Genomic DNA, 19,937 nt, shown 5'->3' with positions numbered 1-19,937 from the left:
CCAAAGGGCAACCAAAATGGCAACAATCATAAAAACAAGAGAAATCACTCAACTATCTTATAAGAATCTGCTATGATAGAACTAAATAACTATCAGATGATTGGATGAATGAAGATGGAGATTATTGAAAAAGCGCCAGCTAAGATCAACCTCGGTCTCGATGTGTTAGAGAAAAGAACAGACGGCTACCATGAGTTGGAAATGGTGATGTCTAGTGTTGATCTAGCCGACCGTCTGATAATGGAAGAGATAGCAGAAGATAAGATCATTGTAGAAACCAACAAAGCTTTTTTACCGATCGATAAACGCAATAATGTCTATCAGGCCGCCAGTATTTTAAAAAAACGCTATGGTATCAAAAAAGGCATCCGCATTCGCATCACCAAGAATATCCCGGTGGCAGCTGGGTTAGGTGGTGGCAGTACGGATTGTGCGGCAGCGCTGCGGGGGATGGTTCGCCTTTGGGACTTGGACCTCTCCATGGCAGAGCTGATCGATATTGGTATGGAAGTTGGCACTGATGTTCCCTATTGTCTGTATGGGACCACTGCTCATATTGCAGGAAAAGGGGAGCTGGTGACGCCGCTGCGGCCGATGCCGCAATGTTGGGTCATCTTAGTCAAACCTCGTCTGAGTGTTTCAACGGGGAAAATCTTTCAAGAAGTTGAGCTGGACCAACTGCACCATCCAGATATCGCAGCATTGTCTGCCGCCGTCTTAGCCGAAGATTACCCAGCAATGATCGCTGCCATGGGCAATAGCCTAGAAGCCATCACGATCCCGAAGTATCCGATCGTCCAACAGATCAAAGATCGCATGATGAAATACGGCGCCGATGTTGCCTTGATGACCGGCAGCGGACCGACTGTCTTTGCTCTTTGTCAAAAATATTCGCGGGCACAGCGGGTCTATAATGCCTTAAAAGGATTCTGCGATGAGGTTTATCTTGTACGTACATTGAAATGAATGAGTCAAGGACACAGGCTGGATTCGCCTGTGTTTTTTTGCATTCCTTCTATAAAATCCAGTTCAATAGTAAAGAATAAGGCAGCTGAGGTAGGGAGGAAGCATCTAGAAGCTACCTTACAGAAAAGACCCCGACGAAAAAAAGGCGTCGGGGTCTGATTCTTTACCTAAAGCAAAGGCTATTCTTTTTGGTGCTGCTTCTTTGCGGATTTTTTCTTTTTGTCTTCTTCATACAATGGTTTGTCGATCGTTTTGCGGATTTCTTCGGTTTGCTGCGATGCAGGATCTTCTGGTAAATCGATTCGATTCAGCAGTTCGCTGTTGTTTACAGTTGGCGGCACAGTTACAAATTCGTTCATCTTCGTTTCCTCCAAGTGCTTTTAGCTTATTATCCTACTTACTCTCTAATTTTTCAATTTATCACAAAGGAATCGCATGGCCAACGGTGTAAAATAAGACGATGTTCCCGAGAGAAGAATCCGCTTCAAATGAACGTTTTCTCCTATGTTTTCCGATTTATCTCGAAATAAAAGTTTTAAATCGTAAAACGTACGATTTGTCTTGACGAACCGGAAATCATTTGATAGAGTAACTTTTGCTAACAAAACGGAGTTGTTCCGTTTTAAAAATAAAAAGATGAGCCAGCAAATGGAAGGGGAAATCCCGATGAAAAAAATCTTACTTACTACAGCACTCCTTTTAGGGGGCGTGCTTCTTGGCGCTTGTGGGCAGCAAGAAGCGACAAGTCAATCGAGTGACGCAGAAAAGCTGTCGATCGTCACGACCTTTTACCCAATGTACGAATTTACGAAAGAAGTCGCAGGTGAGGCAGCGGATGTCTCCTTGCTGATCCCTGCAGGAACAGAACCTCATGACTATGAGCCAAGTGCCAAAGATATGACCAAAATTATGGATGCAGATGCCTTTGTCTACAATAGTCCTGAGCTAGAAACTTGGGTTGCTAGTTTGACGGATTCCGTCGATCCTGAGCAAACAGCAGTGATTGAAGCGGCCAAAAACATTCAGTTGGTGGAAGGCACAGAGGAAGAGCATGGTCACGAGGACGAAGACAGCCATGAAGGCCATGATCATACGTATGACCCTCATGTTTGGACTGACCCAGTCTTAGCGATCCAAGAAGTAGAAACGATCCGCGATGACCTGATTGCGAAGTTTCCTGAGCAAAAGGCAACCTTTACGGAAAATGCGGCTGCCTATATCGAAAAGCTTTCTGCTTTAGATGAAGCCTACCAAGCGGCATTAAAGGATGCGACCCAACGAACCTTCGTTACGCAGCACGCAGCCTTTGGCTATTTGGCACGGCAGTATGATTTAGTCGAAGAATCGATTTCGGGCATTTCACCCGATCAAGAACCAACGCCAAGTCGGTTGGCTGAGCTGAAAGAATATGTGGAAGAAAAACAAGTCAAAGTTATCTATTTTGAAGAAAATGCCTCATCGAAGGTGGCTGAGACCTTAGCCTCTGAAACGGGCGTGGAGTTAGCGGTCTTGAATCCATTAGAAAGCTTGACGCAAGAGCAGATGGATAACGGCGAAACATACCTGTCTGTAATGGAAGACAATTTGGCAGCATTACAAAAAAGTATTCACTAAGGAGGCGCCTGCGTGCGTTATATCGATGTAAAAGATTTGACCTTTTATTATGATGATGAGCCCGTCTTGGAAGACATTTCTTACTTTGTTGAAGACGGCGAATTCGTGATTTTGACCGGCGAAAATGGGGCGGCAAAATCTACTTTGATCAAAGCAACCCTTGGTTTGTTGAAACCTTCTAAAGGTGCAGTCACCTTGGCGACCAAGAATGCAGCTGGTGAAAAATTAAGCATCGGCTACATTCCTCAGCAGATTGCTTCCTTTAACGTCGGGTTCCCCAGCACCGTTTTGGAATTGGTCCAATCAGGCCGCTACCCAAGAGATCGTTGGTTCAAGCGACTGACGAAACGAGACCATGAACATGTCCGCCGTGCATTAGATGCCGTCGGGATGTGGGACGTGCGTCATAAACGGATCGGTGAGTTGTCCGGTGGCCAAAAACAGCGGATCAGCTTGGCACGGGTCTTTGCCACGGATCCTGATTTATTTATTTTAGATGAACCGACTACGGGGATGGATGAACAATCCCGCAATCTGTTTTATGAACTGCTGCGGCACAATGCTCATGACCACGGCAAGTCGATTTTGATGATCACTCATGATCACGAAGATATCAAAGAATATGCGGACCGTCAGATCCGTTTAGTGCGGAAGGAGGATTCACCATGGCGCTGCTTTCATATGAATTCATGAGAAGAGCTTTTCTTGCGGCGATTTTTATTGCTGGTATCGCACCAATGCTAGGGGTCTTTCTGGTGATTCGACGACAGTCATTGATGGCTGATACGCTGTCCCATGTCTCTTTAGCAGGGGTGGCACTAGGCTTCTTTCTAAATCTAAATCCGAGTTTGACGACGCTATTGATCGTAGTCATTGCCGCAATCATTTTGGAATACTTGCGAACACTGTACCGCAGTTATTCAGAGATTTCGATCGCCATTTTGATGTCCGGCGGTTTAGCGTTAGCCCTCGTCTTGATGAACCTTAGCGGTGGAAACTCCGCAACGAGTATCCAATCGTATTTGTTTGGGTCGATCGTTACGATCACACAAGAGCAAGTTTGGATCTTAGGCTTTTTGTTTTTAGTCGTTTTTGCTTTATTTTTCTTATTCAAACGGCCCATGTACATTTTGACCTTTGATGAAGATACCGCTCATGTCGATGGCTTGCCTGTGCGAGTGATGTCGATGCTCTTTAATGTCTTGACGGGGGTGGCAATCGCCATGATGATCCCGATTGCGGGTGCATTGCTGATCTCTGCGATCATGGTTTTACCAGCTGCCATCAGTATGCGTTTAGGCAAAAGCTTCAACGCGGTGATTTTGATCAGTGTCGTGATCGGCATGATTGGGATGATGTCTGGTTTGACCAGTTCCTTTTATTTGGACACACCACCGGGAGCGACGATTACGCTGGTTTTTATCGCTCTTTTCTTAGTAATCAATTTGATCAAACGCATCGTGATCCTCGTGCAACGAAAACAACGCCTCAAATAAAGAGATTTATGAAAAAGAAACGAAGAATTTTCGTTTCTTTTTTTTAAACTCTAATCAAAACCGAACGATATAAGCAATATTTCAGATAATGCTCGCATTTATCCCGGAAAAGCCTTATAATAAGGCGAATAAACTAAAGGAGTTGTCCGGTGTGAAAATACGTCGAAGTGAACGACTGATCGATATGACACATTATTTGTTGAATCATCCCCATGAATTGATTTCATTGTCCTTCTTTTCTAAACGATATGCCTCTGCAAAATCATCGATTAGCGAAGATTTATCTATTATCAAAAAGACCTTTAAAGAACGAGGAACAGGCATTCTTGATACCGTGCCAGGCGCTGCTGGCGGTGTTTTTTTTGTGCCTGAAATTTCTGAAGAAGAAGCGTATGCGTACGTTGAAGGGCTGGCAAAACGCTTGTCTGAGCAAGACCGTTTGTTGCCTGGCGGCTATGTCTATCTATCTGACTTATTGGGCGAACCGGAATTGCTGCGCCAAGTCGGCCGCATCATCGCTTCCAAATATTTAGGCGAACAAATCGATGCGGTGATGACCGTTGCTACTAAAGGAGTTCCGATCGCTCAAGCAGTCTCTTACTACTTGAATGTTCCCTTCGTGATCGTGCGTCGTGATTCCAAGATCACTGAAGGCTCGACCGTGAGTGTCAATTATGTCTCTGGTTCTTCAGAGCGGATCGAAAAAATGGAATTATCCAAACGCAGCTTAAAGCGCGGCTCTAGAGTATTGGTGGTTGATGACTTTATGAAAGGCGGCGGCACGGTCAATGGGATGAAGAGCTTGATTGAAGAATTTGAGGCCGAATTAGTCGGTATTACGGTTTTTGCCGAAACGAAATTCAAAGGCAAGCGGGCCATCAGCGATTACAGCTCTCTGCTGTATGTTGAAGATGTCGATACCCAGACCAAAACGATCTCGGTAGTACCGGGAAATTATTTTGAGAAAAAAGCCTGATTTTTGTGGCTCTTAGACTGGCGCAAGCAGCTGTTTTTCGAACGGCGGCTGCCAGTCTTTTTTTGATTGGTCTAGGTGGGGATTCCTTAAATCGTTGAAATTTACAAGTACTTGGGCTAAACTGTTTATAGGAAATTCAATGAACAAAAATCGTTCAGATTGATAGGAGTGGAATACGTGGACGCACGTTTTGCAATAATTTTAGCGGCTGGAAAAGGCACGCGCATGAAATCGAAGCTATATAAAGTGTTACATCCGGTTTGCGGTAAGCCAATGGTGGAGCACATCATGAACCGAGTGGTGGAAACAAATCCTGAAGAGATCGTGACGATCGTTGGTCACGGGGCGGAAATGGTCAAGGAGCAACTGGGGGATCGCACCAATTACGCCTTACAAGCCGAACAATTAGGTACCGGTCACGCTGTCGTTCAAGCCGAATCATTTTTAAAGGGTAAAAAAGGCACGACCTTAGTAATTAGTGGGGATACGCCGTTATTGACGACGGAAACCTTGAATAATTTGTTCGATTACCACCAAGGGAAAAATGCGTCGGCGACGATCTTGACGGCACAAGCGGCAGACCCAACGGGCTATGGCCGGATCGTACGGGATCATGTCGGCATCGTGGAAAAAATCGTCGAGCAAAAAGATGCGTCGACCGAAGAAGCACTGATCCAAGAAATCAATACAGGCACGTATTGCTTTGACAATGAATTGTTATTTGACGCCTTGGCAAAATTAGATACGGACAATGCCCAAGGGGAGTACTACTTGACTGATATTATTGAGATCTTAAAGGAAGACGGCAAAATCATCGCTGCTTATCAAACCGAAGATTTCCATGAATCTTTAGGAGTCAACGACCGCATCGCCTTAGCCGAAGCTAATCGCTTGATGCGCCAGCGGATCAACCGTCAGCACATGCAAAACGGCGTGACCTTGATCGACCCGGCGACGACTTATATCGACGAAGGCGTTGTGATTGGTTCAGATACCTTGATCGAAGCCGGTGTGATCATCAAAGGGCAGACGACGATCGGAGAAGACTGTGTCATTACGGCAGCTTCTGAAATTGAAGACAGCAAGATCGGCAACCAAGTGACGATCAAGGCATCGACGATCGAGGAGAGCATCATTCATGATGGCGCCGATGTCGGTCCCAATGCCCACCTTCGCCCCAATGCGGAAATTTTGGCCCATGCCCATATCGGTAACTTTGTGGAAATCAAAAATGCGACGATTGGTGAAGGCACCAAAGTCGGACACTTGTCCTATGTCGGTGATGCAACCTTAGGCAAAAACATCAACGTCGGCTGCGGTGTAGTCTTTGTTAATTATGACGGCAAGAGCAAATTTAAAACGACTGTCGGGGACAATTGCTTTATCGGCTCCGGGTCTAATCTGGTTGCGCCCTTGACCATCGAAGAGGAAACGATGATCGCTGCTGGCTCAACGATCACCAAAGATGTTCCTAAACACAGTATGGCGATTGCCCGCGCCCGTCAGGAAAATAAAGCGGATTACGCGAAAAAGTTACCTTATCTAAATTAGAAATAGCGAAATGACTTGATTTCTTAAGGAAAAATGACTACTATTTATTAGGAAGAAGATTCTAGTAAAAAGGAGTCATTTTTTTCTAGATGAACGCAAAGAAAGTGGAGGTTCTCATGTCAAATCATTATTTTGATCCAAGATTGAAGATTTTTTCTCTGAACTCAAATCGTCCTTTGGCGGAAAAAATCGCAGCTGCAGTAGGTGTTGAATTAGGTAAGTGTTCAGTCAAACAATTTAGCGATGGTGAAATCCAAGTGAATATTGAAGAAAGTATTCGTGGTGCCCACGTCTACGTGATTCAATCAACCAGCAGCCCTGTAAACGATAACCTAATGGAATTGCTGATCATGATCGATGCTTTGAAGCGCGCCAGTGCGAAGACGATCAATGTAGTAATGCCTTATTATGGTTATGCAAGACAAGACCGCAAAGCGCGATCAAGAGAACCAATCACCGCAAAACTTGTAGCAAACATGATCGAAAAAGCCGGTGCGAACCGTATGGTTACACTGGATTTGCATGCTTCACAGATTCAAGGGTTCTTTGATATCCCAGTTGACCACTTGATGGGTGCACCATTGATCGCCAACTACTTCTTGGAAAGAGGCATTCAAGGCGATGACGTCGTAGTCGTTTCACCAGACCACGGTGGCGTGACTCGTGCCCGCAAATTAGCTGAGTTTCTTAAGTCACCAATCGCGATCATCGACAAACGTCGTCCGAAAGCCAACGTAGCGGAAGTCATGAATATCATTGGTCATGTTGAAGGCAAAACTTGTGTCTTGATCGACGATATGATCGATACTGCTGGTACCATCACATTGGCTGCGAATGCGTTGAAACAAGCAGGTGCCAAAAGTGTTTACGCCTCATGTACTCACCCTGTCTTGTCAGGACCTGCCTTGGAACGGATCGAAGATTCGGCCATTGAGCATCTAGTTGTGACAGATTCGATTTACTTGCCAGAAGACCGTAAGTCGAAAAAAATCGATGAGATCAGTGTTGGTGCCTTGATGGGCGAAGCGATCAAACGAATCCATGAGAACAAACCAGTAAGTCCACTGTTTGAATCAAAATTATCAATTTAATCGTGCCTCATAAGCATGAGAACAACAGCCAATGGTCGGTCTTTAACCGCTCATTGGTTGTTTTTTTCTGAGGAGTTTCAGGATGTTTTTAGAAAAAACGATCGCAGTCATGTTTCTTTTCACCAATTTATGGTATTCTTGAAAGTGACTTGCGAAACGCAAGCACAAAATAAAATAGAATCTAATCACAAAGGGGAGTCTGCAAAGGCTGAGAATGAGAGTACTCTAAACCCTTCGTACCTGTTTCGATCATGCGAACGTAGGAATTGTGACGAGTTGAAGTGTCTAACACTTCTCCTTTGTGAATTGTGATGATTCTAAAGGAGGAGTTTTTTTTGAAACGAAAAATGTCGCTGCAAGTGTGGACGGAAGGAACGATGATTGCTGCGATCGGGGTCGTCTTGTCGTATATCCCGATCCAGACAGCCAATTCCAGTATCGACTTGTCTCTAGGGCTCGTGCCCTTGGTCTTGTATTCGTATCGTCGCGGGGTGCTACCGGGAATGACGGCGGGATTTATGTGGGGCTTGCTGAATATTTTGATTGGTAGCGCCATGCGTAACTTTATCACCGTTCCACAGATCATCTTTGAATATCCCTTTGCCTTTGCTTTTGGCGGGATGGGCGGCTTGTTTGCTAATAAAATCCAGCAAGCGATCCGTCAAAACAGCAAAACCGTTACGTGGTATGTCGTCTTAGGGGGCATCGTGGCGGTGATTAGCCGTTGGTTTTGGCATTATTGGGCAGGGGTGTTTGTCTGGGGAATGTACGCACCAGAAGGACAAAGCCCGTATCTGTATTCCTTGATCTTCAATGGAACATCGGTCATTATCAATATCGTTTATGTAGGGGTCGTCCTAGGTCTCTTAGTCAAGGCCGCTCCAAAATTATTTGTGCCGAAAGCTTAGTTTTAGAAATGAAATCATAAAAAATGTCTTGATGCTCTTTGAAAAAGAGAAGCATCAAGACATTTTTTTGTCGAAAAAGCCAAAAGCCAAATCTTCTTGATCAATTTCCAACGACCAGTTTTTTTTGCTGGCTGAGTAGCGCAAAACTGCAATTTGATCTAACTCTTTTTGATTGACCAATGTGCTTTTCAAGCCAGCATCTTCTGACAGATAGATCGGGATCGTATAAGTTTTATCGATCAGTTGTTCTTGTGTCAGACAGAAGACGATGCCTTCTTGCATGATTCCCCGCAACTCTTTCAGCAAATTAAAATCGAGTTTTTCCACCGGTGTTGCTTTTTTAAAAAAGGAGAGGCGATCATTGATTTTTTCTAAGACGATGCGGGTGATCCGATCCGCCAAGATCCGGTAATATTCATCTAAGTAACGATAATAAACGCGGGAACGAGCATCTTTTAAGTCAAAGAAAACAAAGTTATTTTGCAGTTTGTAAAAGAAAGGGGAGTGGAGGTGTGTCTTCATGTGGCCAAAATATAACAATTCGGAGATCTCTAAAGGCGTCAATTCTTTGACCATCTCGTAATCATTAAAATCGATCCACTTCATTTCTTCGGCAATGCGACCTTTGTTGATCTGCTGAAAAAACAGTTGGACATCTTCCATTCCACGGATGACTTTTAAGCCCGTATGACCGTCGAATTCGCCGAAATCACTGGAAGGATCAAGCAAGAGCAAATTCTTGGGCTGATGGACGATGCTCTTGTTAAAATCTTGGGGGGCAAGCCCGCGGGTCAAGACGGCATTGCTGGTTGTATCAATATGTACGTAAATCGTGTTAGACATGCCGATCGATCCCTCCTATATACTAAGTTCATTCTACAACAAAGCGCTGAAAATTGCTTGTATCTTTTCGTTTAAAGTTATATTACAAAATAACAGAAAAAACAATTTTTAAGTTCCCTTTTTCGACAAAAAAAGGCAAATCTTGTCTTTTCGTAAAAAAAATTGCACAAATTGGCGTCTTTATGAGGATTTTGGTATGATAAAAGAAGAAACTAATGGAGACGAGAACCTATGAGAAAAAAGAAAAGCAGACTTTCGAATTGGCTGAGCAATCTCTTTTTGCTTGTGCTGTTATTGATTGGTTTAGCATTGATTTTTAATAATCAAATCAAAAATTATTTTATTAAACAAACAGGTGAAGCATACGCAGTCGGCACCATTGATCGTAGTGAGGTCGAAAAAAATATGGAAGCGGAAGCGACCTTTGATTTTGATGCCGTGGAGCCGGCAAGTTCAGAAGCAGTCTTACGGGCGCAGCTGAGCAACAAAGCTTTGCCAGTGATCGGCGGCGTGGCGGTTCCCAGTGTTGGGATCAATCTGCCGATTTTTAAAGGCTTGGCCAACGAGGCCTTGCTGTATGGTGCTGGTACGTTAAGTCCCACCCAAAAAATGGGGGAAGGCAATTACGCGTTAGCTAGCCATCGCGCTCAATCGCCAGAGCTCCTGTTTACACCATTGGATGATGTCGCGATCGGGGCGGCTATCTATGTGACCGATCTGGAAAATATTTACACGTATACTGCGACTTCTTCTGTGCGGGTCGACCCGACCGATGTTTATTTGCTTGACGAAGTAGAAGGCCGCAAAATGATCACGCTGATCACCTGTGGGGAAATGGGCGGTGTCACCCGTCGTGTGATCCAAGGTGATCTGGAATCTGTAACGCCTGTCGACGAAGCAACGGATGAGATGTTGGCAGCATTCAACATGGCACAACGAACATTTTAATCAAAAGAATAGCTCGAGTGGTACGGCAGCTGGCGTGTCATTCGTCTATTCTTTTTTGCATAAGGAGGCGTCTTGATGAAAGTGAAAAAACTGACTTCGATCGATTTTCTTGCACAAAGGGCAGGATTTCAAGAAAGCCGACTCGTCTTTTCCTTTTTTGAGTCACATTCAAAAGCGCGACGAGCCTTTCTAGCCGATATAGCGCAGCAGGGCTGGCAGATCGACAGCCGTTACGGACGTCTTTACCTTGCTGGGCAGTTTGATTTTGACCAAAAGACACTGACTATCACCAATCTGCTGGTGGAAGCGGCCGCCGAGTTTACTTGGAAACAACTGCTGGCCGTGACAGAAAACTTCGCCCGCAGTCGCTTTGTAGCAGCCGTCTTGTGGCAGCTTCCTCATCGGACCCCCTTGGCGGAGTGGTTTATCCAGCAAGGGTATCAGGTGGTCCCTCAAGGGTATCAAAAAGCGCTAGCTTATCAGACGGCGCTGGTTTTAGGCGGTGGCGGTGCTCATGGGGCGTATCAAATCGGGGTTTGGCAAGCGCTGCAAGAACGGGGCATCACCTTTGAATGGATCACGGGAACTTCCGTCGGTGCGTTGAATGGTGCCTTGATTTTAATGAACGATGTGGAAGCGGCAGTCGATTTATGGGCAAATATCTCCAGCGAGCAAGTATTGCACTATCCGCTTGCTTCGGTACGAGCCCAAACGCTGCGGGATTTGATGAATCAAGCCAACTCGCTGGTCCGCGAAGCGGTCAAAAGCAACGGCGCCAGTACCGAACCCTTGGCAAAGCTTTTGCAAAAGACCTTTGATCAAGAAAAATTCAGCCAAACTGCTTGTCATTTGCTAATCTGTACGACTCGTCTGCCAGATTTCAAGGAGACGGTTTATGCCTTTGATCCATCAGCAGTAGAAGAAAACCTGCATTGGTTATTGGCATCAGCCTCATTTTATCCAGCGATGCAGGCGCAAAAAATTAATGACGTCTATTACATTGATGGCGGCTATCGCAATAACCTGCCCATCGATGTCGCTCTACAGCAAGGGGCAACGGAATGTATCACCGTGGATGTCCAAGGACCCGGCATCAATAAAAGGACGGTTTTGACGGAAGAAACTGCGCAACTTTCGTTAGGGTCTCCTTGGTCCTTAGGCAGCTTTTTGGTTTTTGATGCCCAGCGTTCGCTGGATAATATGACCTTGGGCTATTTGGAAACCTTGAAAGTGTTCGGCAAATACCAAGGCCATTGGTATACCTTTGAAAAGACGGTTGATTTTCAGCCGTTATGGCGGGGCTTTTTGAAAGAGCTACGCCAGACAGACCCGTTGCTTTATCAGGAACTAAAGAAAAAAGAATTTTGGAAAAAAATGCGTAAATTCTATCAAGAGGATGTGCCATTTGAGCAGTGGGGGCGTATACTGATAGAGTGTACCGCGAAAGTATTGTATCTAGCGCCTACGGTGATTTATGAGCAGGAAACGATTCTAACGGCTTTAGCTGAGAAAATTGCGCTAAAGGCAGTGGAAGAAGCCGATGCCTGGTCGATCACAGAGTGGCTGAGTTATTATCGCGACCGTTTTTTTGTCTTGTCCGAGCAAAACCGCTTTTTCTTTTTTTATCGGACGCAGCAATTGAATCTGCCCGCCCTTCAGCAGATTCGTCGGCGTTACCCGCTGACTGCTTTAATGGCAGCGTATAGTCACTATCTTTTGAAAGGAGCAGAAAATGGATAAATTTTCGTATGAAATCGTTGAAGAGATCGCCGTGCTTTCGGAAAATCAAAGAGGCTGGCGCAAAGAATTGAATTTGGTGAGCTGGAATGGGCGTCCGCCAAAATTTGATCTGAGAGATTGGGGCCCAGAGCACGAGAAGATGGGCAAAGGCGTGACCTTATCCAATGAAGAATTTGCAGAACTTAAAAAAGCCCTGCTTTCCATGTAAGAAAGCAAAAGGGTGAGGAGTGATCAAATGAAAAGTATGACTGGTTTTGGCAAAGGCAGTGCAGAAACGCCAGATGTGCAGATCGAAATTGAGATCAAAAGTGTCAATCAGCGCTTTTTGGACCTGCAGCTGCGAATGCCCAAACAATTGAATCCTCTAGAAGGTGCTTTACGGCAGTCGATCAAGCAGACCCTCCAGCGAGGACGAATCGAATTGTATGTGACGTTAAAAGAAAAAACCGCAAATACGAAACAGATCGAGATCCAATGGGACTTGCTGGAACGTTTCATGCAGGAGATCGATACCGAAGCCAAAGACCGTTTTGACCTGGCAGAGCTTCCAAAAGCAGCATTGCTGGAACAATTCTTGCTCCATGAGGCTTTTCTAACGATCTCTGATCAAGAGCCAGAAGAAAGCACCTTAGCCGATGGCGTGATGGAAGCATTAGACCAAGCGTTGGCAGCGATCGACCAAAGCCGCTGGGTGGAAGGGCAAGGCATTCTGCAGATCTTGCAAGAAAACCAGCAACAGCTGCAGGAAAAACTAACAGAACTCAAACAATTCGTGGCCCTCTATGAGGCGGACTACCAAGAACGCTTTGAAAAGAAACTGACTGCTTATTTAGGGGAAGAAGTCGATCGCGATCGTTTACTGACAGAGTTGGCGATTTTATTGGAACGCGGCGATATCCACGAAGAACTGGATCGTTTAAGTATCCATTTAACGACGATGACGGAGCTGCTGGCAGCTGAGACGCCGATAGGTCGAGAGCTGGATTTCTTGATCCAAGAGATGAACCGAGAAGTCAATACGATTGGCTCAAAATCAAGTCCGATCCAAATCAAAAACAGTGTCGTCCAAATGAAGACGATCATTGAGAAAATCAGAGAACAAGTTCAAAACATCGAGTAGGAGGAATGAACCAATGAAATATTACGATATCACCTTTCACGAACTGAGCGGAAAAAATGTCATCAAGCGCAGTATTCCCTCTGATAAAGAGAATTTCTCTGCGTGGGAAGATGCCTGCGTAGCCATCGAGCCGGATTTTCTTCATCTACTAGTTGATGGCGTAGCTGTTTCTTTAAATCGTCGGTACATCGTACGTATCGATTGCCAAGAAGTGGCGGATCCGACCGAAAAAGCGATCACTGCCAAAGACGAATTAGCAGGGGTCATCAATACCTTAAGCAACATGGGCTTTTAAGAAAGTAGCCGAAGTGTAGACTAGCAATTTCATGAAATTCCCATTATAATAAAGTAGTTCTTGAAAGTTGCTGAAAAAAAGTGCAAAATAGACGTTAAGCAAATGTCAGTGAAAGGACGTCATTATGTCAGAGCGAGGATTACTTATAGTTTTATCAGGACCTTCCGGAGTAGGGAAAGGGACCGTGCGCAAAGCAATTTTTGAGAGTGACGACAACGATTTTCAATATTCCGTTTCAATGACCACTCGTCAAAAACGCGAGGGGGAAGTGGAAGGGGTCGATTACTATTTCCGCACGCGGGAAGAATTTGAAGCCTTGATCGAAGCCGGTGAAATGCTGGAATACGCCGAATATGTCGGCAATTATTATGGCACCCCATTATCTTATGTCCAACAAACACTGGATCAAGGAAAAGATGTATTTTTAGAGATCGAAGTGCAAGGGGCAAAACAAGTAAAAGACAAAGTTCCCGATGGTGTGTTTATTTTTCTGACGCCACCTGATCTGGCAGAATTACGCTCTCGTATTACAGGAAGAGGAACCGACTCTGCCGAAGTGATCGATGAACGGATGCGTGTCGCCCGTGAAGAAATCGAAATGATGGCTTTGTATGATTATGCCGTTGTCAATGATGAAGTACCTAAGGCAGTCCAACGAATTCGCGAAATTATTTCGAGTGAACATTTTCGCGTTGACCGAGTGATCGGAACCTATATCAAAATGTTAGAGGAGCTGTAAGAAATATGATGTTAAAACCTTCAATCGATTCTTTGTTGGATCGTGTCAACTCAAAATATTCATTAGTGATCTTAGCAAGCAAACGGGCGCATGAACTTGATGCCGGTGCGCAAGCAACATTAGAAAACTTTGATTCAGTGAAAAGCGTGGGTCAAGCGCTTGAAGAAATCGAAGCGGAATTAGTCGTTAATGATCCGCATCCGGAAATCAAACGGGCCCGTTTGAAAATGGAACAAGAAGAGCGCAAAGCGCAAAAAGACCAAGAACAAAAAGAATTAGAAGCGCGTATCCGCGACGAACAAAAGCTATAGACAAAAGCAAGCTAGAGCACGCCTGTGTTCTGGCTTTTTCTTTTGAATGGCGATGGTTAAATTTTTGTAAGGGGTACAGACAAACCCCAGCCCATTTAGTAAAATAGAACCTAAAAGGAGGAGAAGAGATGGCGTACATAGCAGAAGTGATCGTGGATGTTCCCACGATGCAGACCGATCAGCCTTTTACTTATCTGATCCCATCAGAATTACAAGCCGCCATTGAGACAGGAATGCGGGTCGAAGTGCCATTTGGCAAAGGCGACCGCCATATCCAAGGGTTCGTCGTCGGGCTTTCAGAAGTTGCCGAACCGCAACAGACCTTAAAACCAATCGTTCGTTTGTTGGATTTGTCGCCTGTCGTCAATGAAGAACTTCTCCAATTAGCCGACTACATGAAGGAAACGACCTTTGCCTTTAAGATTACTTGCTTGCAGACGATGCTGCCTAGTGTGATGAAAGCCGAGTACCAAAAGCAGATCGTTTTACTCGAAGGAAATCATCCCATCAAAGAATATTTTCCTGAAGACGGCATCCTCAGCTGGCAAGCCGCCGAAAGTGCCGGGCTGCTGCCGCAGTTGAAGCCTTTGCGGGAAGCCGCAGTAGTTGAACTGCAGTACCTCGTGAAAAATAAAAACAAAGCGAAAATGACCCGTTATATTGAACGTAAGATCGAGCCAGCAGAAATCCCCGCCGTCCAGCAACAGCTGCGCAAAGGGGCTAAACGCAAGCTGGAAATCTTACAGATTTTGACAGAGGAAGCCCGCTTGCCGGTTTCCTTTTTTACCGAACAAGGGATTTCCACCGCGGCTTTGAACCAAGCGCAAGAAGCTGGCTGGCTGACCTTTACGGAAGTTGAAGCCTACCGTGATCCTTACAAAGACCGTCAATTTCAAAAAACGGTCCCCCTTGAATTAAATGAAGAACAGGCAGCTGCAGTAGCGCAAATCACTGCTTGTGCGGATAACCAAGAGGCGCAGACTTTTTTACTGGAAGGGATCACCGGCAGTGGAAAAACAGAAGTCTATCTACAAGCGATCGCCCAATTGCTGAAACAAGGCAAAACTGCGATCATGCTCGTACCGGAGATCGCTTTGACCCCGCAAATGGTCGAACGCTTTAAAAGCCGTCTCGGCGACGCAGTGGCTGTTTTACACAGCGGCTTGTCCCAAGGTGAAAAATACGATGAATGGCGTAAGATCGAACGTGGGGAGGCGCAGGTGGTGGTTGGCGCCCGCTCGGCGATTTTTGCTCCGTTGAAAAACATCGGGGTCATCATCGTCGATGAGGAGCACGAAGCTTCCTACAAGCAAGATGAAGCCCCTCGTTACCATGCGAGAGATTTAGCGATTTGGCGCAGCCAGTACCATCATTGTCCAGTGGTGTTAGGCAGTGCGACGCCGTCATTGGAGTCTCGTGCCCGGGCGCAAAAAGAAGTCTACCGCCTATTGAAATTGAATCAACGGGCAAAAACCAGTGCGCAATTACCGCAGATCGAAGTCGTGGATATGCGTACCGAATTTGCCAACAAAAAGTATCAAACCTTTTCTCGTCCGTTACAGGAAAAAATCACAGACCGCTTGGCCCGCAAAGAACAGATCGTCTTGCTGCTGAATCGGCGCGGCTACTCTTCCTTCGTGATGTGCCGCGATTGTGGGTATGTTTTGCCTTGCCCAAATTGCGACATCTCCTTGACGCTCCATATGGATACCAAAACGATGCGCTGTCATTATTGCGGACATGAAGAACACATCCCCCATCGTTGCCCCAACTGTAATGCAGACAAGATTCGTTATTACGGAACGGGCACGCAAAAAGTGGAAGAAGAGTTGAAGGAACTGTTTCCCGAAGCGCGGGTTTTACGGATGGATGTCGATACCACCCGCAAAAAAGGCGCCCACGAAAAAATCTTGACCTTGTTTGGGGAGAAAAAAGCGGATATTTTGTTGGGGACCCAAATGATCGCCAAAGGCTTGGATTTTCCTGATATCACACTGGTAGGGGTCTTGAATGCCGATACCGCCTTGAACTTGCCAGATTTTCGTTCGAGTGAACGGACGTTCCAGCTGCTGACTCAGGTCAGTGGTCGGGCAGGTCGGGCAGAAAAAACCGGCGAAGTGGTGATCCAAACATTCAACCCTGAGCACTATGCCATCCAGTTGGCGCAGTCGCAAGACTACGAAGATTTCTATCAAAAAGAGATGTGGATGCGGCACCAAAGCGGTTATCCACCGTATTATTTCACCGTCAAAATCACCTGCAGCCATCCCGAAGAGCAAGTCGCCGCTCAGAAGATGTTTGCGATCGCGCGGGATCTGCAGCAGGAGCTGTCACCGCGAAGTATTTTGTTGGGTCCGGCACCAAGTGCGATTTTGCGGGTGAAAAACCGTTATTACTACCAATTGATCATTAAATACAAAAATGAACCGCAGCTACCTGCTTTGTTGACCCGTCTGTTGGATCAAAGTCAAATCGATCAGCGCAAAGGATTGTACGTATCGATTGACCAAGAGCCGTTGAATTTTATTTAGAGGAGAAAATATGCGTTATCCTATTATTATCACCCCCGATGAACGTCTTCGTCGGCAAGCAAAACCCGTCAAAGTAATTACCGATGAGCTCGTTCAGCTACTAGACGACCTTTATGAAACGATGGTCGCCCATGACGGGATCGGTATTGCCGCACCGCAAGTCGGCAAAAACCTGCAAGTGGCGATCGTGGAAGTCGAAGAAGACGATCGCTTTGAAATGATCAACCCTGAGATCATCGCTTCTTCTGGTGAATCCCTTGATGTGGAAGGCTGCTTGAGTATTCCCCACACCTTTGGGACCGTCAAACGAGCAGACGAGATCACTGTCCGCTATTTCGATCGAGAAGGAGAAGAAATGGAAGTGGAAGCATTCGGCTACTTGGCGCGTGCGATGCAGCATGAGATCGATCATTTAAATGGCGTGCTGTTTGTCGACAAGCTCGTCGAACGCATTCCTGAAGAAGACTTAGAAAAGTATATGGAGGAACATGAAAATGACTAAAATCGTCTTTATGGGTACCCCGGCGTTTTCCGTCCCAATTTTAGAAGGTTTGCTTGAAGCCGGCTATGAAGTGGCAGCAGTCGTGACACAGCCGGATCGTCCCGTCGGTCGCAAAAAAACCATCACTCCGACACCCGTCAAAGAAGCGGCGTTGAAGCATGGCTTGTTGGTTTTACAACCAGAAAAAATCAGTGGGTCACCAGAAATGGAGCAGATTCAAGCTTTAGCACCTGATCTGCTGATCACGGCAGCTTTCGGCCAATTTTTACCTAGTGCTTTACTAGAAGTACCGAAGTATGGCGCTATCAACGTTCATGCGTCCCTACTACCGAAATACCGTGGCGGAGCACCTGTGCATTATGCCATCATGGAAGACGAGCAAGAAACGGGTGTAACCATCATGGAAATGATCAAAAAAATGGATGCTGGCGGTATTTTTGCTCAAGCTCATTTGCCCATCACGGCACAAGATGATGTGGGGACGATGTTTGATAAGTTGAGCCTGCTGGGCAAAGACTTGCTGCTGGAAACCCTGCCGAAAATCTTGTCAGGAGAGTTGCAGCCGGTTCCGCAAGAAGAAGCGAAAGTAACCTTCTCGCCGAATATCAGCCGTGAACAAGAAGCCATCGACTGGCAGAAAACGGCGGTGCAAATCGATGCCCAAGTCCGAGGCATGCGGCCATGGCCGATCGCCTTTACGACACAAAACGGCAACCGCTGGAAGCTTTGGCAAGTAACACCGCTGGAGCAAACGACGACAGCCCAGCCAGGAACGATCATTGAACGGACGAAAAAAACGTTGCTGATCGCTTGTGGGGAAGGCACGGTATTGGCTATCGATGAATTGCAGCCAGCTGGAAAAGGCCGACAAGACATTGCCGCATTCTTAAACGGCAGTGGACAACAGATTCAAAAAGGGGATCAGGTAGGTACCTATGAAGCGTAATCTTGGAGACATACAATATACAGTGCGTTTTGTGGCACTAGAAGCGTTGTTGCGAATCGAAAAAGGCGGTGCTTATTCCAATCTACTGCTGCGGGAATTGATGAATCAAGGGCGTTTAAATGACAAGGACGGTCGCTTACTGACTGAATTGGTGTACGGCACCATCAGTCGTCAGCTTTTATTGGATTATTATTTGGACCGGTTTATTAAAAATGCCCGCAAAGTCGACCCGTGGGTCAAAACGCTGCTGCGGCTTTCCTTGTATCAGATGCTGTATCTCGATAAAGTACCCGCCCATGCCATCATTCATGAAGCCGTGGATATTGCGAAAGCCAAAGGCAATCCGGGGACTGGTAAATTCGTCAATGGCGTGCTGCGCACGATCCAACGACAAGGAGTGCCAGACTTGGCATTGATTAAAGACCCAATGGAACGTTCAGCAACGGAAATCAGCCTGCCCTTATGGCTAACGAAGAAACTAGTCAAACAAATTGGGATCGAAGAAACCAGTGAGCTAGGCTATGCCCTATTTGAACCCAATCATGCCAGTGGTCGTATCGATCTGCAGCGCATCTCGCAAGCAGCAGCGATCGAACGGCTACAAGAAGAAGGCATTGACGCACGACCAAGTGAGCTTTCCCCTTATGGGGTTGTGGCTGATAAAGGCTTTATGGCGGGCTCTTCCCTCTACAAAGAAGGCTTACTGACGATCCAAGATGAAAGTTCGATGCTGGTTGCCCCCGTTTTACAAGTAGCCCGGAACCATCAAGTATTGGATGCCTGCGCCGCACCAGGAGGCAAAACGACCCATATCGCTGCCTTCTTGTCTGCCGCAGAGGGCGGCAAAGTGACAGCACTGGATATCCATGCCCATAAAGTTAAGCTGATTCAGCAAAATGCCCAACGTTTAGGCGTAGAAGCAGTTGTGGAAACCCGCGTGATGGATGCCCGAGAGACGGCTCAAACCTTTGCCCCCGAACAATTTGATCGCATCTTAGTGGATGCCCCTTGTTCTGGATTAGGGTTGATGCGCCGTAAGCCGGACATCAAATACAGCAAGACGGAGGCCGATTTCCAACGCTTGCCGCAGATTCAGCGAGAGATTTTGGAAAGTGCCGCCCCAACCTTGAAAAAATCGGGTATAATGGTCTACAGCACATGTACGATTCTAGAGGAAGAAAATCAACAAGTCGTGGCAGCGTTTCTCGCTGACCATCCTGAATTTGAGCAAATGCCTCTTGCGGTAGGACCGCTGGCAGCCGAAGCTGTTCAAGAGGATATGTTGACGATCTATCCGCAAGATTTTATGACAGATGGCTTTTTTATCAGTTGTCTACGCAAAAAGTAACGAGGTGAAAGA

General features: G+C 46.1%; 21 protein-coding genes and 1 riboswitch. Of the genes, 19 read left to right on the top strand and 2 right to left on the bottom strand.

Going from position 1 to position 19,937, the window contains the following annotated elements; all coding sequences use genetic code 11:
- Positions 1 to 114: 114 nt before the first annotated feature.
- Positions 115 to 966: a 4-(cytidine 5'-diphospho)-2-C-methyl-D-erythritol kinase gene (gene ispE / locus IGI88_RS06495; protein ID WP_008381696.1), complete on the top strand. Its 852-nt coding sequence runs from the start codon at positions 115 to 117 to the stop codon at positions 964 to 966.
- Positions 967 to 1,145: 179 nt separating this feature from the next.
- On the opposite strand, the gene IGI88_RS06490 is transcribed toward ispE, so the two are convergent.
- Positions 1,146 to 1,325, bottom strand: a complete 180-nt coding sequence (locus IGI88_RS06490) for a hypothetical protein (protein ID WP_005232965.1) — start codon at positions 1,323 to 1,325, stop codon at positions 1,146 to 1,148.
- Positions 1,326 to 1,632: 307 nt separating this feature from the next.
- On the opposite strand from IGI88_RS06490, the gene IGI88_RS06485 reads away from it, so the two are divergent.
- From IGI88_RS06485 to thiT, 7 genes are all read left to right on the top strand, one after another.
- On the top strand, positions 1,633 to 2,580 hold the full coding sequence (locus tag IGI88_RS06485) for a metal ABC transporter substrate-binding protein (RefSeq protein ID WP_034878800.1): 948 nt from the start codon (positions 1,633 to 1,635) through the stop codon (positions 2,578 to 2,580).
- A 12-nt stretch (positions 2,581 to 2,592) separates the two neighbouring features.
- On the top strand, positions 2,593 to 3,273 hold the full coding sequence (locus IGI88_RS06480) for a metal ABC transporter ATP-binding protein (protein WP_005232967.1): 681 nt from the start codon (positions 2,593 to 2,595) through the stop codon (positions 3,271 to 3,273).
- Complete coding sequence (locus tag IGI88_RS06475) at positions 3,246 to 4,076, top strand: metal ABC transporter permease (protein WP_005230272.1); 831 nt, start codon at positions 3,246 to 3,248, stop codon at positions 4,074 to 4,076. The genes IGI88_RS06480 and IGI88_RS06475 overlap by 28 nt, the downstream gene beginning before the upstream one ends.
- Positions 4,077 to 4,227: 151 nt before the next feature.
- The gene (purR, locus tag IGI88_RS06470; protein WP_008381701.1) at positions 4,228 to 5,052 is read left to right on the top strand and encodes a pur operon repressor; all 825 of its coding nucleotides are present in this window, start codon (positions 4,228 to 4,230) and stop codon (positions 5,050 to 5,052) included.
- A 177-nt stretch (positions 5,053 to 5,229) separates the two neighbouring features.
- Positions 5,230 to 6,603, top strand: a complete 1,374-nt coding sequence (gene glmU, locus IGI88_RS06465) for a bifunctional UDP-N-acetylglucosamine diphosphorylase/glucosamine-1-phosphate N-acetyltransferase GlmU (RefSeq protein WP_034871957.1) — start codon at positions 5,230 to 5,232, stop codon at positions 6,601 to 6,603.
- Positions 6,604 to 6,719: 116 nt separating this feature from the next.
- Entirely contained in the window at positions 6,720 to 7,694 is a 975-nt protein-coding gene (locus tag IGI88_RS06460) for a ribose-phosphate diphosphokinase (RefSeq protein WP_008381705.1), read from the top strand.
- Between the two features lie 181 nt (positions 7,695 to 7,875).
- A riboswitch (TPP riboswitch) is annotated at positions 7,876 to 7,977 on the top strand.
- Between the two features lie 52 nt (positions 7,978 to 8,029).
- Entirely contained in the window at positions 8,030 to 8,602 is a 573-nt protein-coding gene (thiT, locus tag IGI88_RS06455; RefSeq protein WP_008381706.1) for an energy-coupled thiamine transporter ThiT, read from the top strand.
- Positions 8,603 to 8,656: 54 nt separating this feature from the next.
- Here the strand turns inward: thiT and IGI88_RS06450 are convergent, their stop codons facing one another.
- Positions 8,657 to 9,445, bottom strand: coding sequence for a hypothetical protein (locus tag IGI88_RS06450; protein ID WP_005232973.1), 789 nt, complete (start codon positions 9,443 to 9,445; stop codon positions 8,657 to 8,659).
- 231 nt (positions 9,446 to 9,676) lie between these two features.
- Between IGI88_RS06450 and IGI88_RS06445 the strand changes: the two genes are divergently transcribed.
- The 11 genes from IGI88_RS06445 (at position 9,677) to rsmB (ending at position 19,925) form a co-directional block, all read left to right on the top strand.
- Positions 9,677 to 10,393 carry a class A sortase gene (locus IGI88_RS06445; RefSeq protein ID WP_005232974.1) on the top strand — a complete coding sequence of 239 codons (717 nt, stop codon included), beginning with the start codon at positions 9,677 to 9,679 and terminating at the stop codon, positions 10,391 to 10,393.
- Positions 10,394 to 10,468: 75 nt separating this feature from the next.
- Positions 10,469 to 12,133: a patatin-like phospholipase family protein gene (locus IGI88_RS06440; RefSeq protein ID WP_429960291.1), complete on the top strand. Its 1,665-nt coding sequence runs from the start codon at positions 10,469 to 10,471 to the stop codon at positions 12,131 to 12,133.
- Complete coding sequence (locus IGI88_RS06435; protein WP_005230288.1) at positions 12,126 to 12,341, top strand: YdbC family protein; 216 nt, start codon at positions 12,126 to 12,128, stop codon at positions 12,339 to 12,341. The genes IGI88_RS06440 and IGI88_RS06435 overlap by 8 nt, the downstream gene beginning before the upstream one ends.
- 27 nt (positions 12,342 to 12,368) lie before the next feature.
- Positions 12,369 to 13,253 carry a YicC/YloC family endoribonuclease gene (locus IGI88_RS06430; RefSeq protein WP_429960290.1) on the top strand — a complete coding sequence of 295 codons (885 nt, stop codon included), beginning with the start codon at positions 12,369 to 12,371 and terminating at the stop codon, positions 13,251 to 13,253.
- A 13-nt stretch (positions 13,254 to 13,266) separates the two neighbouring features.
- Positions 13,267 to 13,548, top strand: a complete 282-nt coding sequence (locus tag IGI88_RS06425; protein WP_429960289.1) for a hypothetical protein — start codon at positions 13,267 to 13,269, stop codon at positions 13,546 to 13,548.
- Between the two features lie 124 nt (positions 13,549 to 13,672).
- Positions 13,673 to 14,287 carry a guanylate kinase gene (gmk, locus tag IGI88_RS06420; protein WP_005230308.1) on the top strand — a complete coding sequence of 205 codons (615 nt, stop codon included), beginning with the start codon at positions 13,673 to 13,675 and terminating at the stop codon, positions 14,285 to 14,287.
- Positions 14,288 to 14,292: 5 nt separating this feature from the next.
- Positions 14,293 to 14,598: a DNA-directed RNA polymerase subunit omega gene (gene rpoZ, locus IGI88_RS06415; RefSeq protein ID WP_005232977.1), complete on the top strand. Its 306-nt coding sequence runs from the start codon at positions 14,293 to 14,295 to the stop codon at positions 14,596 to 14,598.
- A gap of 128 nt (positions 14,599 to 14,726) precedes the next feature.
- Complete coding sequence (gene priA, locus IGI88_RS06410) at positions 14,727 to 17,129, top strand: primosomal protein N' (RefSeq protein ID WP_016612055.1); 2,403 nt, start codon at positions 14,727 to 14,729, stop codon at positions 17,127 to 17,129.
- A 10-nt stretch (positions 17,130 to 17,139) separates the two neighbouring features.
- Entirely contained in the window at positions 17,140 to 17,631 is a 492-nt protein-coding gene (gene def, locus IGI88_RS06405; protein ID WP_005230314.1) for a peptide deformylase, read from the top strand.
- Positions 17,624 to 18,577 (top strand): methionyl-tRNA formyltransferase, encoded by a 954-nt coding sequence (gene fmt / locus IGI88_RS06400; RefSeq protein WP_429960288.1) that lies wholly within the window; start codon positions 17,624 to 17,626, stop codon positions 18,575 to 18,577. The genes def and fmt overlap by 8 nt, the downstream gene beginning before the upstream one ends.
- Complete coding sequence (rsmB, locus tag IGI88_RS06395) at positions 18,567 to 19,925, top strand: 16S rRNA (cytosine(967)-C(5))-methyltransferase RsmB (RefSeq protein WP_429960287.1); 1,359 nt, start codon at positions 18,567 to 18,569, stop codon at positions 19,923 to 19,925. Before fmt ends, rsmB begins: the two co-directional genes overlap by 11 nt.
- Positions 19,926 to 19,937: the final 12 nt, after the last annotated feature.

It is taken from the genome of Enterococcus sp. AZ179 (genome assembly GCF_050498885.1).
Lineage (GTDB): Bacteria > Bacillota > Bacilli > Lactobacillales > Enterococcaceae > Enterococcus_D > Enterococcus_D entomosocium.
This window is presented reverse-complemented; position numbering and strand designations above follow the sequence as displayed.

Coding starts and splice junctions, on each gene's coding strand:
- def (WP_005230314.1), top strand. CDS start 17,140: ATGCGTTATCCTATTATTATCACCCCCGATGAACGTCTTCGTCGGCAA.
- IGI88_RS06425 (WP_429960289.1), top strand. CDS start 13,267: ATGAAATATTACGATATCACCTTTCACGAACTGAGCGGAAAAAATGTC.
- IGI88_RS06435 (WP_005230288.1), top strand. CDS start 12,126: ATGGATAAATTTTCGTATGAAATCGTTGAAGAGATCGCCGTGCTTTCG.
- IGI88_RS06475 (WP_005230272.1), top strand. CDS start 3,246: ATGGCGCTGCTTTCATATGAATTCATGAGAAGAGCTTTTCTTGCGGCG.
- IGI88_RS06445 (WP_005232974.1), top strand. CDS start 9,677: ATGAGAAAAAAGAAAAGCAGACTTTCGAATTGGCTGAGCAATCTCTTT.
- IGI88_RS06440 (WP_429960291.1), top strand. CDS start 10,469: ATGAAAGTGAAAAAACTGACTTCGATCGATTTTCTTGCACAAAGGGCA.
- IGI88_RS06460 (WP_008381705.1), top strand. CDS start 6,720: ATGTCAAATCATTATTTTGATCCAAGATTGAAGATTTTTTCTCTGAAC.
- ispE (WP_008381696.1), top strand. CDS start 115: ATGGAGATTATTGAAAAAGCGCCAGCTAAGATCAACCTCGGTCTCGAT.
- gmk (WP_005230308.1), top strand. CDS start 13,673: ATGTCAGAGCGAGGATTACTTATAGTTTTATCAGGACCTTCCGGAGTA.
- priA (WP_016612055.1), top strand. CDS start 14,727: ATGGCGTACATAGCAGAAGTGATCGTGGATGTTCCCACGATGCAGACC.
- IGI88_RS06485 (WP_034878800.1), top strand. CDS start 1,633: ATGAAAAAAATCTTACTTACTACAGCACTCCTTTTAGGGGGCGTGCTT.
- fmt (WP_429960288.1), top strand. CDS start 17,624: ATGACTAAAATCGTCTTTATGGGTACCCCGGCGTTTTCCGTCCCAATT.
- IGI88_RS06450 (WP_005232973.1), bottom strand. CDS start 9,445: ATGTCTAACACGATTTACGTACATATTGATACAACCAGCAATGCCGTC.
- rpoZ (WP_005232977.1), top strand. CDS start 14,293: ATGATGTTAAAACCTTCAATCGATTCTTTGTTGGATCGTGTCAACTCA.
- rsmB (WP_429960287.1), top strand. CDS start 18,567: ATGAAGCGTAATCTTGGAGACATACAATATACAGTGCGTTTTGTGGCA.
- IGI88_RS06430 (WP_429960290.1), top strand. CDS start 12,369: ATGAAAAGTATGACTGGTTTTGGCAAAGGCAGTGCAGAAACGCCAGAT.
- IGI88_RS06490 (WP_005232965.1), bottom strand. CDS start 1,325: ATGAACGAATTTGTAACTGTGCCGCCAACTGTAAACAACAGCGAACTG.